Raw genomic sequence first — 17517 nt, 5'->3', positions numbered from 1 at the left:
GGGCGCGCCCATCACTCTGTGCCGGGCGCGCCGTCGCGGGAACGCAGACGACGCGCATCACCACACTCGGGCCTCGATACCCCGCCCCTGACCCCTACGCCCCTCCGGCACCAGCCTGCTCGCGCAGTACCACCCACTCCTGAAGCTCGATCAGATTCCCTTCCGGGTCCTCCAGGTAGGCGACCCGCATACGGTCGCCCATCGGGCCCGGTTCCCGAACGAACTCGGCACCCCGCGACACGAGTTCAGCCCGAGCGGCATCCAGGTCGTCCACCCGCAGCACCACCAGCGAGCGGTACCCCTCCGGCGCCACCCCCAACTGCTCCAGCACCCCCGCCATTTGCGTCCGGTCCTGCAAAGCGATCCCGGCGGGTCCGGTGTCGGGGCTGAGCTTGGCGTACGGGCCCGCCTCGGCCTCGAACTGCGGCTTGAGCCCGATCACGTCCCGGTAGAAGCGGTAGACGGCGGGGAAGTCGGACACCAACAGGCGTATCTGGGTGAGTTCCATGCCGATCTTTCTAACTCAGCTCGGTCCCCGTTCCGGCCCGATCACGGATCTTCGCCCAAGCCCCGCCGACGACCTCGGATCCACGCCCGCCGAGGGTCGTGGTGGTCCTGGCCGCGATGCCCGGGCCGGAACTGCCGGGCGACTGCTGCCACCGAGTGCCGTTCACGGCCCCCTCGCCCTTCTACGCTCCTGGTTCCTTTCACCGTGAGACAGGAGTACGTCATGGGCAATTCGACCCGCAAGACGGCCGCGGCCGGGGCCGCCGCACTGCTGGCGGCGAGTCTGGTCACCGCCGTCGCCGCCACGACGAGCGAGGCGGCCCCGGCCAAGCCCGAGCGCATCACCTCGGTCGCCCAGCTCAAGGAGAGCGTCAAGGCCGCCGCGGAACTGGAACGCCAGAACGGCGAGGCGGGCATCGGCGGTTCCACCGGCGGCCAAGTCACCCGACTCGCCTCCGGCACCGCCTGCTGACGCGAACTCGTGGTCACCGCGAGCGGAACCGACTCCCTGCGGACACAGTGCCCTCGCAGCCCGAGGCGCCTACACCGGAGTTCACCCCGCTCGCTGCGTCCGGAATAAGGGAGCGGCCTACCAAGCCGCTCCCTTACCGCGCCGGTGGTGCCGGCAGACACCCAGCGGACATCGCCTGGCCCCGTCGCACCGTGTCAGAGGCCGTCGAATGACTGAATCCGACCCACCGTGGCACCACCGTCGTCAATGCTTGATACGACGGCCCCGGAAGGGGGATGGGGGGATCAGTTGAGGACCACCGTGTACGAGGGGACGTAGTGGCCGCAGATGGATGCCTTCTGATAGTCGTCGACCATCCAGGGGTGGTACTTGACGCGCTCCAGTACGACCTGGCCCGTCGCCTGGCCGAAGTAGCCGTCCACCTTCAGAGGGGCGGCGGCCCAGTCAGTGCTGGCCAGCTGCTGGATTCGCCTGATTCCGAGCGCGGTCTCGGGGCCGAACTTGCCGTCCTCCAGGATGTGCACGTCCGTGAGCTGATTCACGTAGTACTGGATGCAGCGGACGGAGGAGCCCCAGTTCTGGTAGCCGTAGCCGACGGTGGGGATGCCGGGGTCGGCGTGGGCGGGTGCCGCGCCGAACCCCAGGAGGGCGGCGGCGGCCAGGGCCGTCGTGCCGCGCCGGAGAATGTGGGTGTGCCGCATGGGAACCTCTTTGCGCGCTCATGGGATCAAAGTGTCGATCATATCCGGATGGCCTGAACTGGACTGTCTCGCAGCCTCGTTGACATTGACTGGTCAGTCCGCGGTCGCAGCGTCCGAGGTCGCGCGGTACTCCGTCGCCGCCGGCGGCGGCCGACTGGAGTGGCAGCCGTCTACAGCGGGCGTTTTCGTTCGTCGGAGGTGAGGGCACGGAGTGTCCAGAGTCCGTAGAGGGCCAGGAGCGGTTTGGCGGCGGACCACTCGCCGGGGCGGTAGTCGTCGGCGCGTACGAGCTTCCGGGCCAGGTCGGGGCGCTGGCGGCGCAGGTAGACGCGGGCTTTGAGGGCGTGGGCCGGCTGGGAGGCGATTTTGATGCGGTCGACGTCTTCGAGCAGGGGGATCACGTTGGTGACGTTTTCCCATGTCGTGCTGCTGTCCTCTTCGAGGATCACGGTGCCGTGGAACGCGAGCACCGCATGCGCGTAGTCGGCCATCAGTCGGGCCTCCGAGACGGCGCCGCCGATCGCGCCACCGCTGAGGATCAGACGCGTGTCGCGTGGGCTGCCTGCGGCGAGGGAGCGGATTCCGGCGCGAACCCGCCAGCGGTTGACGAGGTTTGCTGTCGGTTGCGGGTTTCGGTATCCGAGGACGACCACGGCCTCTGACGTGCCTTCACCCTTGCCGACGAGCGTTCGGGACCAGCGCCGGTTCAGCCACTCGCCCCAGGCCAGGGCTGCCGCGCAGGCGATCACCACTCCGGTCCTTCGTCGCATGCGGTGACTCTAGGGCACCGCGCTTCCGACCCGCGGGAAGCGGAGCGCGGCGGTACCGGGACCCGGAGTTCGAGGATCGTCTGACCGCCCGCCTGTTGGACGGTCGGCTCGGAACGGGGGTCAGTGGTCCAGGGCCGCGTCGAGGCTGAGGGCGGCGGTGATGAGGGCGAGGTGGGTGAAGGCTTGGGGGAAGTTGCCGAGTTGTTCGCCGGTGGGGCCGATTTCCTCGGCGAAGAGGCCGACGTGGTTGGCGTAGGTGAGCATTTTGTCGAAGGCGTAGCGGGCCTGTTCGAGGCGGCCGGCTCGGGCGAGGGCGTCGACGTAGAGGAAGCTGCAGAGGGAGAAGGTGCCTTCGGAACCGCGGAGGCCGTCGGGGGAGGCGGCGGGGTCGTAGCGGTAGACGAGGCTGTCGGAGACGAGTTCGGTGTCCATCGCGTCCAGGGTGGAGAGCCAGCGGGGGTCGCGTGGCGAGACGAAGCCGGTGATCGGCATCAGGAGGAGGGAGGCGTCGAGGACGTCGCTGCCGTAGTGCTGGACGAAGGCTCGGCGGTCGGCGGACCAGCCGCGTTCCATGACCTGGTGGAGTACGGCGTCCCGGGCGGAGGTCCAGCGGGGGAGGTCGGCGGGGCGGCCGAGTTCGGTGGCCATGCGGACGGCGCGGTCGAAGGCGACCCAGCACATGAGCCGGCTGTAGGTGAAGTCCTGGCGGCCGCCGCGGGTCTCCCAGATGCCCTCGTCCGGGCGGTCCCAGTGGTCGCACAGCCAGTCCACCGTGGCGGCGAAGCGCTGCCAGCCGTCGTAGCCGGCCAGTTGGGCGAGGTCGCGGGCCTGCGCGAAGGCGTAGACGGCTTCGCCGTAGATGTCGAGTTGGAGCTGGTCGGCGGCGCCGTTGCCGGCCCGGACCGGGGCCGAGCCGCGCCAGCCCTCCAGGTGGTCCAGTACCTCCTCGCGCAGGTGCGGATCGCCGTCCACCCGGTACATGATCTGGAGCGGTTCGCCGCTGACCGTGCCGCCGGCCCGGAGCCGGGCGCCGAGCCAGAGGCGGAAGGCGTCGGCCTCCTCGGTGAAGCCCAGGTCGACCATGGCGCGCACGGAGAGCGAGGCGTCGCGGACCCAGGTGTAGCGGTAGTCCCAGTTGCGTTCGCCGCCGACCTGCTCGGGCAGGCCCATGGTGGCGGCGGCCACGGGTGCGCCGGACGGAGCGTATGTGAGCAGCTTCAGTGTGATCGCCGAGCGGTTGACCTGCTGCTGCCAGCGGCCCCGGTAGCGGCAGCGGCTGATCCATTCGTGCCAGAAGGAGCGGACGTCGTCGAAGGCGGTCTGCAGGCTCGTCTCGTCGGCCGGTACGGGCGGTTCGGCGCCGGGCGCGTCCAGGGTGAGTACGGTGGCGGCGCGCTGGCCGGCGGACAGTTCCACGGTCGCGCGGACGTCCTCCCCGTCCCGTTCCAGCGCGATGGCGCCGAGCGCCTGGAGGTGTGCGGCGGCGGTAGTGCCGGTGAATCGGGCGGTGGCGCCGTCGAGGACCAGCTCGTGTGTCTCCCGGCCGTAGTCGAAGCGCGGCCGGCACTCCACCGCGAAGCGGACCGTGCCGCGGACGACCCGGAGGACCCGGACCAGGGTGTGCCGGTCGGCGGGCACGGTCGGGTCCGCGACGAGTGGCATGAAGTCGGCCACCTCGCCGACACCGTCAGGGGTGAGGAAGCGGGTCAGCAGCACCGCGCTGTCCGCCAGGTAGAGCTGCCGCACCGTCGTGCCCGGGGCCTCCACGGTGATCGAGAAGTGGCCGCCCCGCTCGTGATCCAGGAGCCGGCCGAAGATGCTCGGCGAGTCGAACCGTGGTGAGCACAGCCAGTCCACCACCCCCTCCGCGGACACCAGCGCGCACGTCTGGAGGTCTCCGACGAGACCGTGGTCGGCGATCGGCGGGTATCGATGCATCGGCGATGTCCTCGTGGGCTCGGAGCGGCGGACAGTCCTGGGCCCCACCCTGCGGCCGGGCAGCTCTCCGCGCCACCGGAGCTGCGCCGGACGGCTTCCGGTCGCAGGGGAGCTGTGCCGGTTGGCTGACCGCGTCACCCGAGCCGTCGCGGTCAGTGGGTGAGCAGGGTGGTGCGGAGCTGCGCCGCCCAGGCGCGGGGGTGGGTGGTGTTGCCGTTGTGGCCGCCGGGGAAGGTGATGACCGGCTGGTCGAGCAGGGCGGCGAGGCGGTGGGCGGCCTGGTAGTCGAAGACCGTGGTGGGCGTGGTGCGCCCGGTGGCCGGAACGATGCGGGTCTTGGTGGCGGCGAGCCGGTCACGGCAGCCGGGGTCGGTGCGCAGGGCCGTGAACTCGTCGGTGATGAAGTGGGTGAAGTTGCGTCGGCGCTGTTCGTCCATGGGCTGCGGGGTCAGGTCGGGCTCGGTGTCGGGGTGGGTCGGGTCGATGCCGAGGGACTTCGCGATGGCCGGGAGGGCGGTGGCGAGGCCGCCGGTGGCGAACAGGTCCTGGAGTTCGGCCAGTTCGCGGCGGTGGGCGTCGGCGTCCGCGTCGAGCAGCCAGGGGGCCACGGGCTCGTGGGCGATCAGGGTGTCGAGCCGGTCACCGTGCTCGGCGGCCAGGTGCAGGCCGATGACGGCGCCGAAGCTGCAGCCGAGCATGTGCGCCGGGCTGTCGGTGACGTGTGTGAGGAGGCGGTGGGCGTCGTCGGTGTGATCGGCCATGGTGACGGGCCGCTCGGGGTGGTCGAGGGTGCTGCGGGACAGGCCGCGGCGGTCGTAGGTGAGCAGCGTGAAGTCGTCGGCCAGGGCGTCGACGAGATCGGTGGTGCGCCGGGCGTCGCCTTCGCCGCTCTGCGAGATGAGCAGGAGCGGGCCGGTGCCGCGCTGTTCGAAGTAGAGCGTGGCGCCGTCGACGGGCAGCAGGCCGGTGGTCATGAGGGGTCCTCCCTGTGGGGGTGGTTCGTGGTGGGCTGGACCCCACGCTAATGCATCGATTCTGATGTATCAATAGCGATGCATCAGAATCGATGTATCAAGTGTGATGTATATTGCTCACGTGAACGGTATGGATCTGGCCCTGCTGGGCCGCACCCTGATGAAGCTCGGCGAGGCCGCCATCCCCACCGAGGGCATCGGCTCCCACGGAACGAGTACGCAGTCGGTGATCATCGTCGCCGCCGACATCAAGGCACATCCCGGCACGCCCGTGAAGGACATCGCCACGCGCACCGGGTTCCCCCAGAGCAAGGTCTCGGCCTGCGTGGCCCGGCTGCGAGAGGCCGGCGCGGTCGAGACCCGCACCGACCCCGCCGACCGCCGCCGCACCCTCGTCACCCCGTCCCCGAGCGCCTCCCCCCGCGTGGCGGCGGTCCGTGCCGGGGACATCGACGGCGTTCTCAAGCGGGCGCTGGAGGACCCGGCGCGACTGGACGAGGTCAAGGCCGCGCTGAGTGTCATCGCCGAACATCTGGGCCCCAGCGCCCTGACGCGGATCGCCGGCTGAAACCGCCGCAGGCCAAGACCCCCGCTGCCCCTCCCGGGGGCAGTCCGGAAGTCCGATCGCAGCCAGCCAGCCAGCCAGCCAGCCGGGCCGGCAGTCAGCCGGCCGGCCAGTCAGCCCGTCAGCCGGCCAGAGAACCCGTCAGCCGGCCGGCCCGTCAGGCCAGCGTCGCCGGTGTGTCCCGCAAGGTGACGTTGGCGTGGCTTTCCTGGAAGCTCTGGTCGGAGACCAGGGTCAGCCGGGCCGTGGACTGGAACTCCGGCAGGGTGGTGGAGCCGCAGGAGACCATCGTGGTCTTGATCTTGGCCACGGTCAGGGCGAGGCCCTCGTTGAGGTCGCCCGCGTAGGGGACGTAGCCGTCCACGCCTTCCTCGAAGATCAGCCCCTGGCCTCCCTGGCCGTAGCGCTGCCAGTTGCGGGCGCGGTTCGAGCCCTCGCCCCAGTACTCCTTGACGAAGCCGTCACGGGTGGGGAGTTTCGCGCCGGCCGCCTGGTCGAAGCGTGCGAAGTAGCGCCCCATCATGACGAAGTCGGCGCCCATCGCCAGTGCCAGGGACACGTGGTAGTCGTGGACCAGCCCGCCGTCGGAGCAGATCGGCACGTACTCGCCGGTGCGCTCGCGGAAGGCGTCCCGGGCCGCGGCGACGTCCAGGACGGCGCTGGCCTGGCCGCGGCCGATGCCCTTCTGGTCGCGCGTGATGCAGATGGATCCGCCGCCGACGCCGACCTTGACGAAGTCCGCCCCGGCCTCGGCGAGGAAGGTGAACGCGTCGCCGTCGACCACGTTGCCGCCGCCGACCGGGATCTCCGGGTAGTGCTTCTTCACCCAGGTCAGGGCCTGTGCCTGCCAGTCGCTGTAGCCGTCGGACGAGTCGAAGCACAGGGCGTCCGCGCCCGCCTCCAGGAGGGCCGGGACACGCTCCTGGTAGTCGTGGGTGTTGATGCCCGCGCCCACGCGGAGACGCTTGGCGGCGTCCACGAGCTGGTTCGGGTAGCGCTTGCTGTCCGCGTAGTCGGAGCGGAACACGAGGTGCTGGAGCCCGCCTTCGGCGTCCAGTACGGGCAGGCAGTCCAGCCGCTCGTCCCACAGTCGCGCGTTGGCCTCGGAGAGCGTGATGTCGGGCCCGGCGTGCGGCAGGTCGGCCAGGGCGGTCATCCGGTCGCCGACCGGTCCGTCCAGGTCGTGGCGGTGCGGGTGGAAGTCCCGGGAGGTGACCAGGCCGAGGAGGCGGCCGGTCGCGGTCCCGTCGTGGGTGACCGCGGCGGTGCTGTGACCGGTGCGTCGCATGACGTCGACCAGGACGGTCAGGCTGTCGCCGGGGCGGACGTTGGTGTCGCTGGTGACGAATCCGGCCTTGAAGTTCTTCACCTGGCGGACCGCCGCGGCCTGGTCCGGGATCGACTGGTTGTGGTGCAGGAAGCTGAGACCGCCGTTGCGCGCGAGCGCGATGGCGAGATCGGGGGTGCTGACCGCCTGCATGATCGCGGACGTGAACGGGGACTGCAGTTCGATCGCCGACGCCTCGCCCGCGATGTGCCGCACCAGCGGGGTGCTCAGGTCGACCGTCGCGGCCGAGCAGTCGGTCCGGGTCCGGTTCGGCAAGAGCAGAAATTCGTTGAACGTCCGTGAGACCTCGGCGATGACCTGTGCCACTCGTTCCTCCTGACCCGTCGGTGGGGCCCGACTGGCCCCGCCGTGTGGATCGCCCCCGTGTTCCAGGGCCCGGGCAGGCAGAGATCTGCGCACGGCAGCCGTGGAGTTGCCACCGCCTGCGGCAGAGCCCTGACCGGCCCGTGGATGAACGGGGTGCGGTCGTGATCCGGCACCCTATCGATGAACCGGCCGCCGCACGAATCGTGGCCCTCGCCGGCCGCCGGCTCTCACCGCACGCCCTCCCACACCATGCGTTCCTCCGCGCGCGGGTCGCTGACCGGCGCGGAGGCGGGTGTGGCGCCGAACGTCATCGTGGTGCGCGTCGTCTTCTCGTACGCCTGCCACCCGGGGCTGCCCGTCTTCGCGAAGGAGACCCAGGCTCCGTGTACGGCGTCCGCCAGGGCCTGGGGCGGGTGTTGGCCGATCATCGCCGCGTAGGACGGGTCGTCGAGGCGGTCGAACACGAAGGGCAGCTCCAGGGCATGGCACGCACCGAGATTCCCGTCGAACTGGGGGGAGCGCCAGGCGAATTCGTACAGGTGGGAGCCCGGGACGGACTCGGCGAGGCGGATGGCGGGGATGCGGTAGAACCAGTCGGTCGCCACCGCGTCGAGGAGTTCGCCCGCGGTGGCGGCGGGACGGCCGGCCCGGTAGACGGGGAGGGCCTCGGCCGGCGTGAGGCCGTAGGCCGTGACCAGGGAGTGGAGCGTGGATTCGGGGAGGACGTGAAGACGCTCGGTCGGTACCAGGAAGAGGCGGTACTCCTCGCGGTTGCTGCCGATCAGCAGGTCGATGCCGCACTCCGGGCCGGGAAGGGCGAGTGCCGGGCGGATCGGCTCGAAGGGCATCATGTTGAGCGCCGCCTCGCCCCACCGTGCCGGGTCCGGACGGGAGTTGACCTCCGCGCGCAGTTCCGCCTGCGCGGGGAGGAGCTGAGGCAGCGGGACGTCCGCGAAAGCCTCCGGGGTCGGCTCGACGCCCAGCTTCTCCGCCAGGCGGGCCGTGATCCGCGCGGCCGAAGCCGGGCGCAGGAAGTGGTGACAGGCCCCGCTCTGCAGGATCGCCCGGCGGAACAGCCCCCGGGCCTCTTCCATGGTCAGGAGCGTGCCGATGCTCATGGCGCCCGCCGACTCGCCGAAGACCGTGGCCAGGTCCGGGTCGCCGCCGAAGGAGGCGATGTTGTCCCGGACCCAGCGCAGGGCGGCGATCTGGTCGAGCAGGCCCCGGTTGTCGGGGCGCCCGGGGAGGTGCAGGAAACCGTCCGATCCCAGGCGGTAGTTGAGCGTCACGCACACGACTCCGTCGCGGGCGAAGGCACTTCCGTCGTACGCGGGGGCCGAGCCCGAGCCGTTGGTGAACGCCCCACCGTGCAGCCACACCATCACGGGCAGTCCGGCACCGGGCTCCGGAGCCGGCGTCCAGATGTTGAGGTTCAGACAGTCCTCGCCGTCGATCGCGTTCTCCGGGATGAGGGCGTCGAAGGGCGGGGCATAGGGGGCGTGCGGCGCTGTCGCGCGATGGGTTGTCGCGTCGCGCACGCCCGTCCAGGGCTCGGGCGGGGACGGCTCCAGGAACCGTCGCGCACCGAAGGGCGGAGCGGCGTACGGGATGCCGAGGAAGGACGTCACGCCGTCGGCGGAGGCGCGGCCGAGGACCGCGCCCTGCCGAGTACCGCACACCGTCATGCCGACAGGACCTCCAGCAGCGCCTTGCCGAATTCCTCGGGACGTTCGAGGTGGACCGCGTGCCCGGCGTCGGCCACCGCGACCTCCCGCACCGTCCCGCCCGCCGCCGCGTAACGGTCCAGCACATGACGCGTCTGCGCCACCATCGGCTGCGCCGGAGTGCCGTTCCACCCGGGCACCGCCCCGATCGCGCCCAGCTGCGCCAGATCGAACATCGACGTGTCCGACACGATGACGTCGTCCTCGCCGCGCACCCACAGCACCGGCGGCCTGGGGTCGATCAGGTGCAGGTCGTCGACGCGGAAGTGGATCGGAGCAAGGCTGTTGAGCACCCCGCGGGTGCCGGGCGCGATCCCGGGCCAGGCGGCCGACTCCGTGCTGTCGCCCGGATAGTGGTCGTCGCCGAGCCGCGTGGTGAGCATGGACTCGACGTACGCGTCCTCGTGCTCGGGGCGCAGCGGCGGCTTGACGTAGCAGGACGTCAGGACCGATCGCGGTGCGAGCGGGGACTCCTCACCGCGCTCGCCCTGGGCGAGCAGGCGCACGAACTCCGGGTTGGCCGTGCCGCCGCCCGACCCGGCCCCGTCGGCGGAGTTGAGGGTGCCCTCCACTCCGTGCGTACCGCCGAAGCCGTACGGGGAGACCGGGTTGACCAGCGTCAGCGAACGCACCGCGGCCGGATGGTCGCGCAGGTACTGCATGACCACGCCCCCGCCCATGGACCAGCCCACCAGGTGGGCCCGGTCGACTTCGAGGGCGGCGAGCAGGGCCGCGAGGTCGTCGGCGTAGTCCCGCAGGCCCCGGGTGGCGTCGACGGGCAGCGGGTCGGTGCCGCCGAAGCCGCGCAGGTCGACGGCGATCGGCCGGTAGCCGGCCGGCAGCGTCGTCAGCGTGGTGTCCCAGAACGCGGACGAGGAGACGTTGCCGTGGACGAAGAGGACGACGTCGCCGCCGTCCCTGCCCTCGGCCTCGGTGATCTGCTGGGTCAGTCTGCCGGTGTCGACACGGCGGGTGCGAAGCGTGGTCATCTCGGTTCCTGTGGTCATGTCGGGTGCTTCAGGACAGCCAGGTGGCGACCTGGGCGGCGGCCGAGCTGTGCCAGCCCAGCTCCAGGTGGTTGGCGCTCGCGATCGTGGCCGTGCCGCCGACCGTGGGGATGCCCGTGGTGTCGAGCGCGCTGGAGATGAAGACGACACCGTCGCTCGGACCGCGGTTCTCGTTGAAGATGCCGATCACGTCGGCGGATCCGCCCGCCAGCAGGTACGTGGTGACGGCGGCCGGCACTCCGGCGCCGTGCAGGGGACCGACGAGCGAACCGGCGTCGATCGCGGCCTGGATGCCGCCGCCGGCGGTGTAGAAGCCCTGACCGCCGTAGTACGTCGTGTACCAGTCCTGGGCGGAGCCGTCGACTCCGTACACCCCGTCCCAGCGGGCCAGCATCTGGCGCTGACCGGGGTAGTTGTCCTGACCGCCGGAGGGAGTCATCGAGAACTCCGGGTGCGCGGTGTACAGGCCGTAGCAGGTCATGTGGGAGTGCGGCGAGGGCGCGTTCACCTTGCCCCCGCACTCCGGCCAGATGGAGAAGTCGTGGGCCCAGCCGTGCGCGTACGGGTAGTCGTAGCCGCCGTTCGGACCGCCCAGCGTGATCAGCCGGCGTACGTCGCCGGCGTACGCCCGGCCCCAGCTCGGCTTCACCGACGACACGTACGCCCGCGTCGACATCTCGCCCTTGCTCCAGCCGACCAGGTCCACCTTGGCGACGCCCAGCTTCGCCTTGATCACCGCGATCGCGTCGCCGACGGCCTGCGCCTGCATGAGGTTGTCGCCCTGCTTGTGCGCGAACCCGACGGCGAAGACACGGTGACCACGCGCGGACAGGTACTGCATCAGCCCGGTGGAGGGACAGGAGACGGCGCCGCATCCGTAGCCGCCCGCCTCACCGGGATTGGCCCACGCGCGGTCCGCGTTGTCGTTCGCGCCGTGCACGAGGAGGACGGGCGTGGTCCGGCTGCCGGTGTTCCAACCGGGTGCCGAGTACAGCAGGAACCGGCCCGAGGAAGGCCGCGCCGCCCCGCCGAAGTACGTCAGGCGCTTGCCGTCCTGATCACCGCGGCCGTCCGCGGGGTACCCCTCCGTGCGGAATCCGCTCGTCGTGTCGAGATAACGCTCGACGGACGTCCAGCCGTTGGTGACGGTCCCGGCCCCGTAGCTCGCCTCGAGCGTGAGGTACGACGGGGGCGCGGCAGCGGCCGCCACCGCCGTGCCGCTCACCGCCGCCGGCAACGCCCCCACGGCTGCCGCGACGACCCCCACGATCGCCACGACCCGGGCGACGCGCCGTCGCCACCCCCGTCCCGCACTCCCTCTTCCGGCCATGTCCCGGCCTCCCCCCACTCATGCGCTCGTGGCGCGCCCGCCCGATGCCCTGCGGCACGCGGTGGGGACACGCTAGGTGGCCCTTCGACGACAGGGCATGTGGGTGAACCACACAAAGCGGTGTCTGCGTATGGTCGGCTCTGGCCGTGACGGCGGGTACCGTGGCGGCCGCCCCGGCCGGGGCCGCAGCCGTGCCGGCGTCGGCCACGGCCGGGACGGGCGGCGTCGCCGAGGGCGCGTTCGGGCCGGGCAGCCGGCTCGAGAGCCTGGGCCGGTCGGGGTTCCTGAGCTGGGATCCGGAGGATCCGGTCGCCACCCGCTGGACGCGCTTCGCCGACCGCACGTCGACGACCTTCCCCGGCAGTCACTTCGTGTTCGGTTCGCGGGACTCGGACCTGGTGGTGGACGAGTACCGCGGCGTCATCACGCCACCTGGAAGCGGCCGCTCCGTTCGCCGTCGGCGGTTGCCCGGTACATCACGCTGCCCGGCCTCGGGCCCCGCACCACCCGGTACGGACGAGCTCGTCAGGGAATCACCAGAGAACAGACCCGGCTGGCCGGGTCGAAGAGACGCAGGTCCCTGATCATCTTCTTGGCCAGCTGGAGGTGCCCCCGCTGGTCGGGGTGCAGGCCGTCGCCGAGGAGCCCGAGGGGTACGGTGCCGCCGCCGGTCTCCAGCCAGTGGGCGTGGTGGTCGACGAGGACGACGTCCAGCTCCGCCGCGACGTCGCGCATGATCCGGGCGTAGTCGGGGAGCGCGGCCCGCTGGGGCCAACGGTTCACGTCGATCGGGTTGGGGGTCTGGAGCAGGGGGACCGCGCCGCCGCCGGGCAGGGCGCGCACGTCCGTCACGAGCTTGCGCAGGTTGGCCCGGTACGCGGCGGGACCGATGGCGGCGGTGGCCACGTCGTTCGTCCCCAGCATGATCGACACGACCTTCGGCCGGAAGGCCGAGACCCGGTCGGCGAACCTCGCCACCAGGTCGTCGGTGGTGCTGCCGCTCACTCCGGTGTCGATGACGAAGTCGCTGGTCTTCGGCTTGCCGAGCTCGAAGCGGACGCGCTCCTGGAAGTGCTCGGCGTAGCTGCGCCAGCCGTTCGTCCACACCGCGCCGTGGGTGATGCTGTCGCCGGTGATCAGCCAGACGGCCGGGGTACCGGAGTTGAGGATCGCGGAGATCCGGCCGAAGTCGGCGAGGTCGAGGCGGACGCTCTCGGAGGCGATCTCCTGCTCGGACAGCGTGCGGTCGTAGACGGCGACCCGGGCGATGGTGCCGGTGTAGAACCACTCGCCGCCCGGGTGGTCGCTGTCGACGTTCCGGGCGATGTTGAGGGCGGTGAGTCCGGGGGCGCCGCCGAAGAAGTGTGCGTGGCCGGTCGCGAAGACCGGGCGCCCGTCGGCGTGGAAGGTCGTTCCCGTGGCGGAGACGGTGACCGCGACGGTGTGGAGCGCGCCGTCGTCGTACATCGTGCGCGTGAGGTGGTTCTGCTTCACGACGCCGTCGTGACGGACGGAGAACTGCAGTCTGCCGGCGCTGACGCAGACCGCGACCTCGGTTCCCGGGCGGGCCGGGTCCGACGCGCTGATCAGGGTCATCGCGAGGTCGCGGCTCGTGGTCGCGAAGGTGGCGAGGACCGTGCCCGAGGACAGAGTCCGGATCTTTCCGAGCTCCGCCGACAGGTCGGTGTACGACCGCCCGTCGTACACCCTCCCGCTCTGGTGGTCCAGCACGGGCACCACGGCCGACGAGGCGCCCGCCCGCCCGAACGGCGCGGCGATCGAGGCGGCCAGGGATCCGGCCGCGAGGAGGACGGATCGTCTGCGCACAGGACGTTCCCTTCGATGCGGGGTGTGGGCGGCGCCGGCCCGCGCAGACGGCGGCGGAAGGGGGAGAAGAGGTAAGGAAGGGAGGAGGGGGGAGGAGTCGACGGGCCGCTCTGCGACGGCATGCGGGAGTGATCCTGCACGACCTGTGCGCCCCGGTGGTGTGCCCACGCCCATCGGGAGGTTCTTCGTACTCCGGAAGGCGCACTCCGACCGGGGCCCGCCGCCGGAGATCGTCCGGCGGCGGGCCTGGTCACCGGCTGCACCTGGTTCACCGTTTCACCGGCTGCACCCGGCTCACCGTTTCAGCGGCCTCACCAGGCGCGCATGAGGGTTCAGCCCGCGCTGTGGACGCTGATCCGCTCGATCCGGCCGCCGTACAGCCACTGGGGGCCGCCGCTGTCGACGTTGCGGCCGGCCCACATGCCGTTGAGCGCCGGGGTCTGCCCGAAGAGCGACGGCGTCGGCGTCGAGGCGATCCGCACGCCGTCCGCGTAGAGCGCGGTGCCGGAGTCGGTCACCGAGACGGCGAGGGTGTGGTCGAGCCCGTCGGCGAGGGACTGCGTGCCGTCGAGCCGCGCGCTGTAGACACCGCCGGAACGGGCTTCGAAGTGGGGCACACCGCTGTTGAGGGAAAGCGTCACGTTCGTCGACGGCGCGGCGGTGTCCGAGGCGGACAGCAGCGTTCCGGCGACGGGCGTCTTCGTCGTGCGGAACCGGACCGTGAGCACTCCGCGGGTGAGCGGTGCGACGGTCGGCAGCGAGGTGGTCAGATCGGTGTACGAGCTCGTGCCGTCGAAGTCCTTCGCGAGGACGGAGTCGAGGACCCTGGGCCCGCCGACGACGAGCAGGCGCGTGGTCGTGGAGGCCGTGACCGCTCCCGACCGGAGAACGACGGTGAGGTCCTGCTCACCGGCTGCCGTGCCGGCCGGGGGCGTCACCGGGAAGCGGACGGTGACGGTGGCGCCGGCGGCGATCGACGGCAGTGGCTGTTCCGTCGCCGCGGCCCAGCCGGCGGGCAGGCCCGGTGTCGCTGTGCCGGGGGCGCTCGCGAGATGCCCGTGGTTGGTGACGCGTACCTCCATCGTGCTCGTGGTGCCCGCGGTCAGCAGCCCGTCGGGGATGACGGCGCGGGCGGCGAGCTTCGGGTGTCCCTGGTCGAGCGGGCAGTCCGCTCCCAGCCAGGCGGGGTTGAAGCGGGCGAAGGTGATCCGCTGGTAGGGCCCGGACTCGTACAGGAGGCCGAAGGTGCCGTCGGCGAGCCGGGTGAGCGTCGAGTACGCCGAGCCGCCGGTTTCGACGACCTTGGAGGTGGGCCAGGTCAGTCCGTCGTTGCAGGACATCCGCACGGTCAGGTTGTGGCGGGTGGTCGTGCTCGCCGTGTTGCTGAACAGCAGCCAGTGCGACGAGGGGAGTTGCGCGCCCGCCGTCGCGTCGTACCGCAGGATCGCGGCGTTGTTGGTGGGGTCGATCAGCTCGTCGTCCGGCACCGGCGTGCTGTAGGTGATCCCGCCGTCGGCGGAGTAGGCGACGAGGCGGGTCTTGGCGCTGGAGGTACGGCTGTTGAGCATGATGCGGCCGTCGGCCAGTTCGACGGTCTTGTTCTCGTCCATCAGCGGGCCCACGGGGTTGCCCATCCTCCAGGTGGTGCCGTGGTCGTCGCTGTAGGCGCTCGCCGCCCAGATGCCGCCGTCGGCCTTGCGGAAGGCGTACTGCTGGACCAGCCGCCCGGTCGACAGCTGGATCCCGGTGCCGGAGGAGGCGAACATGCCCTTCCAGGCCGGGTCCTTGATGTCCTGGGTGATCCGGCGGGTCGTCCAGGTGACGCCCCCGTCGTCCGAGGAGGCGTAGTCGGCGTGCAGCGTGCCGGTGCTGTCGTTCGCGTTGCCCGCACCGGAGTTGAAGAAGCCGATGCCCTTGGGTCCGTACGCGTAGAACACGAAGACCCGGCCGGTGACCCGGTCGACGACGAGGCTGGGGTCACCGGCTCCGACGCCGTCGGCGTAGTCCGCGATCGCCTGCGGCGCGCTCCAGGTGAGGCCGTTGTCGGTGCTGCGGCGCACCATGACGTCGAGGTTGCCGGGCAGGTCGGCGGCGCTGTCGTTGCGCCGGTCGTAGGCGGCGATCAGCGTGCCGTCCGGCAGGGTGTCCAGGGCGGGGATGCGGTACGTGTGCGCGCCCTGGCCGGAGGTGGCGAGGACGGTGCTCTCGAAGAGGGGCTCCTCGGTGGCGAGCCGGCGCTGGAGCGCCGCTGCGGCGGGCGTTCCGGTCGCGGGTGTCCCGGCGGCGGGTGTCCCGGCGGCCGAGGCGCCGGCCGCAGGGTTGGGGGACAGGCCGAGCAGGCCGGCGCCGAGAGCCAGCAGCATGGCCAGGGAAGCAGAACGGGCGGTTTTCACCGACACCTCCACAACAGATGACAGGAAGGCATCGGACATCAGACGTCTGGGAACCTAGGTCTCTGCCGCCTTCGGGTCAACCCCCTGGCGTCTCAAGGGAAGTCGTGGCGTCCCCGCGCTTGTCGTGCGGCATGCGGCGGCCCTAGAGTCGAGCACGCATCGGACATCAGACGTCTTATGCTCCCGCAGGTCGTTCAGGATCGGCCCGCAGATGGTCGATCGCAGCCCCCGGATCCACGCGCCTGTGCAGTCGCCTCGGCACGTCGAACCCCACCAGCACGACCACCACCAGGCTCAGACCGAACGTCAGCACGGCCAGGGCCGTCCCCAGCTCCGTCCCCTCGGCCAGCCGGGCCCCGAGCACCGGCGCCACGGCCCCGCCCAGCGCGCCCACGTTGTACGTGAACCCCAGCCCCGCCGCCCGCTGTTCCGCCGGAAAATGCCCGCCGATGTAGCGCGGCAACAGCCCCGAGACACCGAAGCCCAGGGCCTGCAGCGCGAACAGCAGCACCCCGAGCAGCGGCAGGTTGTCGTCCACCGCGAACACCGGGAAGACGAACAGCAGCGACGACAGCAACGTCCACGCGTACGCCCGGGACGGGCCGAACCGGTCCCCGGTGAACCCGGACAGCCAGCAGCCCGCCATCGTGCCGAACCCGGCGTAGTACAGGACCTGGGCCACCTGTTCCGGCGAGTAGCCGAGTTCGGACTTCAGATACGTGGGCAGCAGCGCCTGGATCGGCCAGCTGTACAGGAACGCGGCGAACACCGTCCCGATCAGCGCCACATACAGGATCCAGCCCCGCCGGCCGCCCAGCTGGACCGCGAACACCACCATGACCAGGCCCGCGAGAACCGACAGCGCCGCCGTGGCCCCGCCCGCCCCTCCGGCGAACACCGCGAACAGCGACCCCAGGGCCACCGCCGCGAGCAGCACGTTGACCACTCCCCGCCGCCGGTCGGCGAAGAACGGCCGGAACGGGTTCGGCCGGGTCGCCGTCTCCGCGACCGCCTCCTCCCAGTCCTCGGCCTCGGGCAGGGCGCGCCGCACCCACAGCGCCGCCACCACCGGCAGGACGCCGAGATAGAACATCCAGCGCCAGCCGTGCTCCGGAACCACGACGCTGTACGTCTCCGCCGCCAGCACCGTGCCCATCGAGTAGCCCGAGATCAGGAACCCGCTGGCCCTGCCGCGCAGCCGGGGCGGCCAGCTCTCCATCACATAGGTCGCGCTCGCGCTGTACTCGCCCGCCATGCCGAGCCCGATCACCAGCCGCGCCGCGAACAGACTCCCGTAACTCCACGCGAAGCCGCACGCCAGGGTGCCCAGGGAGAACAGCCAGATGCTGAGCACCATGGCCGTCCTGCGCCCGTACCGGTCGCCGATCGCGCCCAGCACGGCGCCGCCCAGCCAGCGGGTGATGAAGGCGGCCGACACCAGGCTCGCCGCCTCCACCGGCTCCAGCCCGAACTCCGCGCTCACCTCGGTCAGCACCAGGGTGATCAGCACGAAGTCGAAACCGTCGAGGAGATAACCGATCCACGCCCCCGCGAACGCCTTCCAGCCGGCCCGGCCGATCTGCCGGTACCAGGGGCACGCGTCCCGCGCGTCGTCGTTGTCCACGGGGGACAGCATGCGGGGCGTGACCCCCTCC

At 71.4% G+C, this 17517-nt stretch carries 14 protein-coding genes; 2 read left to right on the top strand and 12 right to left on the bottom strand.

Annotated features, from left to right (window positions below; genetic code table 11):
- Positions 1-94 precede the first annotated feature (94 nt).
- On the bottom strand, positions 95-508 hold the full coding sequence (locus tag ACFVZH_RS25770; RefSeq protein ID WP_384900692.1) for a VOC family protein: 414 nt from the start codon (positions 506-508) through the stop codon (positions 95-97).
- Between the two features lie 222 nt (positions 509-730).
- Between ACFVZH_RS25770 and ACFVZH_RS25765 the strand changes: the two genes are divergently transcribed.
- Positions 731-979, top strand: a complete 249-nt coding sequence (locus ACFVZH_RS25765; protein ID WP_384900690.1) for a hypothetical protein — start codon at positions 731-733, stop codon at positions 977-979.
- 284 nt (positions 980-1263) lie between these two features.
- On the opposite strand, the gene ACFVZH_RS25760 is transcribed toward ACFVZH_RS25765, so the two are convergent.
- The 4 genes from ACFVZH_RS25760 to ACFVZH_RS25745 all read right to left on the bottom strand — a co-directional run bounded on the left by ACFVZH_RS25760 (position 1264) and on the right by ACFVZH_RS25745 (position 5362).
- Positions 1264-1680 carry a peptidoglycan-binding protein gene (locus ACFVZH_RS25760; RefSeq protein WP_384900689.1) on the bottom strand — a complete coding sequence of 139 codons (417 nt, stop codon included), beginning with the start codon at positions 1678-1680 and terminating at the stop codon, positions 1264-1266.
- Between the two features lie 170 nt (positions 1681-1850).
- Complete coding sequence (locus ACFVZH_RS25755) at positions 1851-2450, bottom strand: YdcF family protein (RefSeq protein WP_384900687.1); 600 nt, start codon at positions 2448-2450, stop codon at positions 1851-1853.
- Between the two features lie 120 nt (positions 2451-2570).
- Complete coding sequence (locus ACFVZH_RS25750; protein ID WP_384900685.1) at positions 2571-4388, bottom strand: glycoside hydrolase family 15 protein; 1818 nt, start codon at positions 4386-4388, stop codon at positions 2571-2573.
- A 152-nt stretch (positions 4389-4540) separates the two neighbouring features.
- Positions 4541-5362 carry an alpha/beta fold hydrolase gene (locus tag ACFVZH_RS25745; protein ID WP_384900683.1) on the bottom strand — a complete coding sequence of 274 codons (822 nt, stop codon included), beginning with the start codon at positions 5360-5362 and terminating at the stop codon, positions 4541-4543.
- Positions 5363-5492: 130 nt separating this feature from the next.
- On the opposite strand from ACFVZH_RS25745, the gene ACFVZH_RS25740 reads away from it, so the two are divergent.
- Entirely contained in the window at positions 5493-5930 is a 438-nt protein-coding gene (locus ACFVZH_RS25740) for a MarR family winged helix-turn-helix transcriptional regulator (RefSeq protein WP_384900838.1), read from the top strand.
- Between the two features lie 154 nt (positions 5931-6084).
- On the opposite strand, the gene ACFVZH_RS25735 is transcribed toward ACFVZH_RS25740, so the two are convergent.
- The 7 genes from ACFVZH_RS25735 to ACFVZH_RS25705 all read right to left on the bottom strand — a co-directional run bounded on the left by ACFVZH_RS25735 (position 6085) and on the right by ACFVZH_RS25705 (position 17486).
- The gene (locus ACFVZH_RS25735) at positions 6085-7581 is read right to left on the bottom strand and encodes an IMP dehydrogenase (protein ID WP_384900682.1); all 1497 of its coding nucleotides are present in this window, start codon (positions 7579-7581) and stop codon (positions 6085-6087) included.
- A gap of 227 nt (positions 7582-7808) precedes the next feature.
- Positions 7809-9266 carry a carboxylesterase/lipase family protein gene (locus tag ACFVZH_RS25730; RefSeq protein ID WP_384900680.1) on the bottom strand — a complete coding sequence of 486 codons (1458 nt, stop codon included), beginning with the start codon at positions 9264-9266 and terminating at the stop codon, positions 7809-7811.
- Complete coding sequence (locus tag ACFVZH_RS25725; protein WP_384900678.1) at positions 9263-10294, bottom strand: alpha/beta fold hydrolase; 1032 nt, start codon at positions 10292-10294, stop codon at positions 9263-9265. The genes ACFVZH_RS25730 and ACFVZH_RS25725 overlap by 4 nt, the downstream gene beginning before the upstream one ends.
- 28 nt (positions 10295-10322) lie before the next feature.
- A complete protein-coding gene (locus tag ACFVZH_RS25720; protein ID WP_384900676.1) occupies positions 10323-11642 on the bottom strand; it encodes an esterase/lipase family protein in 1320 nt (439 codons plus the stop codon).
- 525 nt (positions 11643-12167) lie between these two features.
- Complete coding sequence (locus ACFVZH_RS25715) at positions 12168-13469, bottom strand: GDSL-type esterase/lipase family protein (RefSeq protein WP_384900674.1); 1302 nt, start codon at positions 13467-13469, stop codon at positions 12168-12170.
- A gap of 332 nt (positions 13470-13801) precedes the next feature.
- Positions 13802-15862 (bottom strand): exo-alpha-sialidase, encoded by a 2061-nt coding sequence (locus ACFVZH_RS25710; protein ID WP_384900672.1) that lies wholly within the window; start codon positions 15860-15862, stop codon positions 13802-13804.
- A gap of 175 nt (positions 15863-16037) precedes the next feature.
- A complete protein-coding gene (locus ACFVZH_RS25705) occupies positions 16038-17486 on the bottom strand; it encodes a sialate:H+ symport family MFS transporter (protein WP_384900671.1) in 1449 nt (482 codons plus the stop codon).
- Positions 17487-17517 lie beyond the last annotated feature (31 nt).

The organism is Streptomyces sp. NPDC059534 (assembly GCF_042743475.1).
Classification (GTDB): Bacteria; Actinomycetota; Actinomycetes; order Streptomycetales; family Streptomycetaceae; genus Streptomyces.
This window is presented reverse-complemented; position numbering and strand designations above follow the sequence as displayed.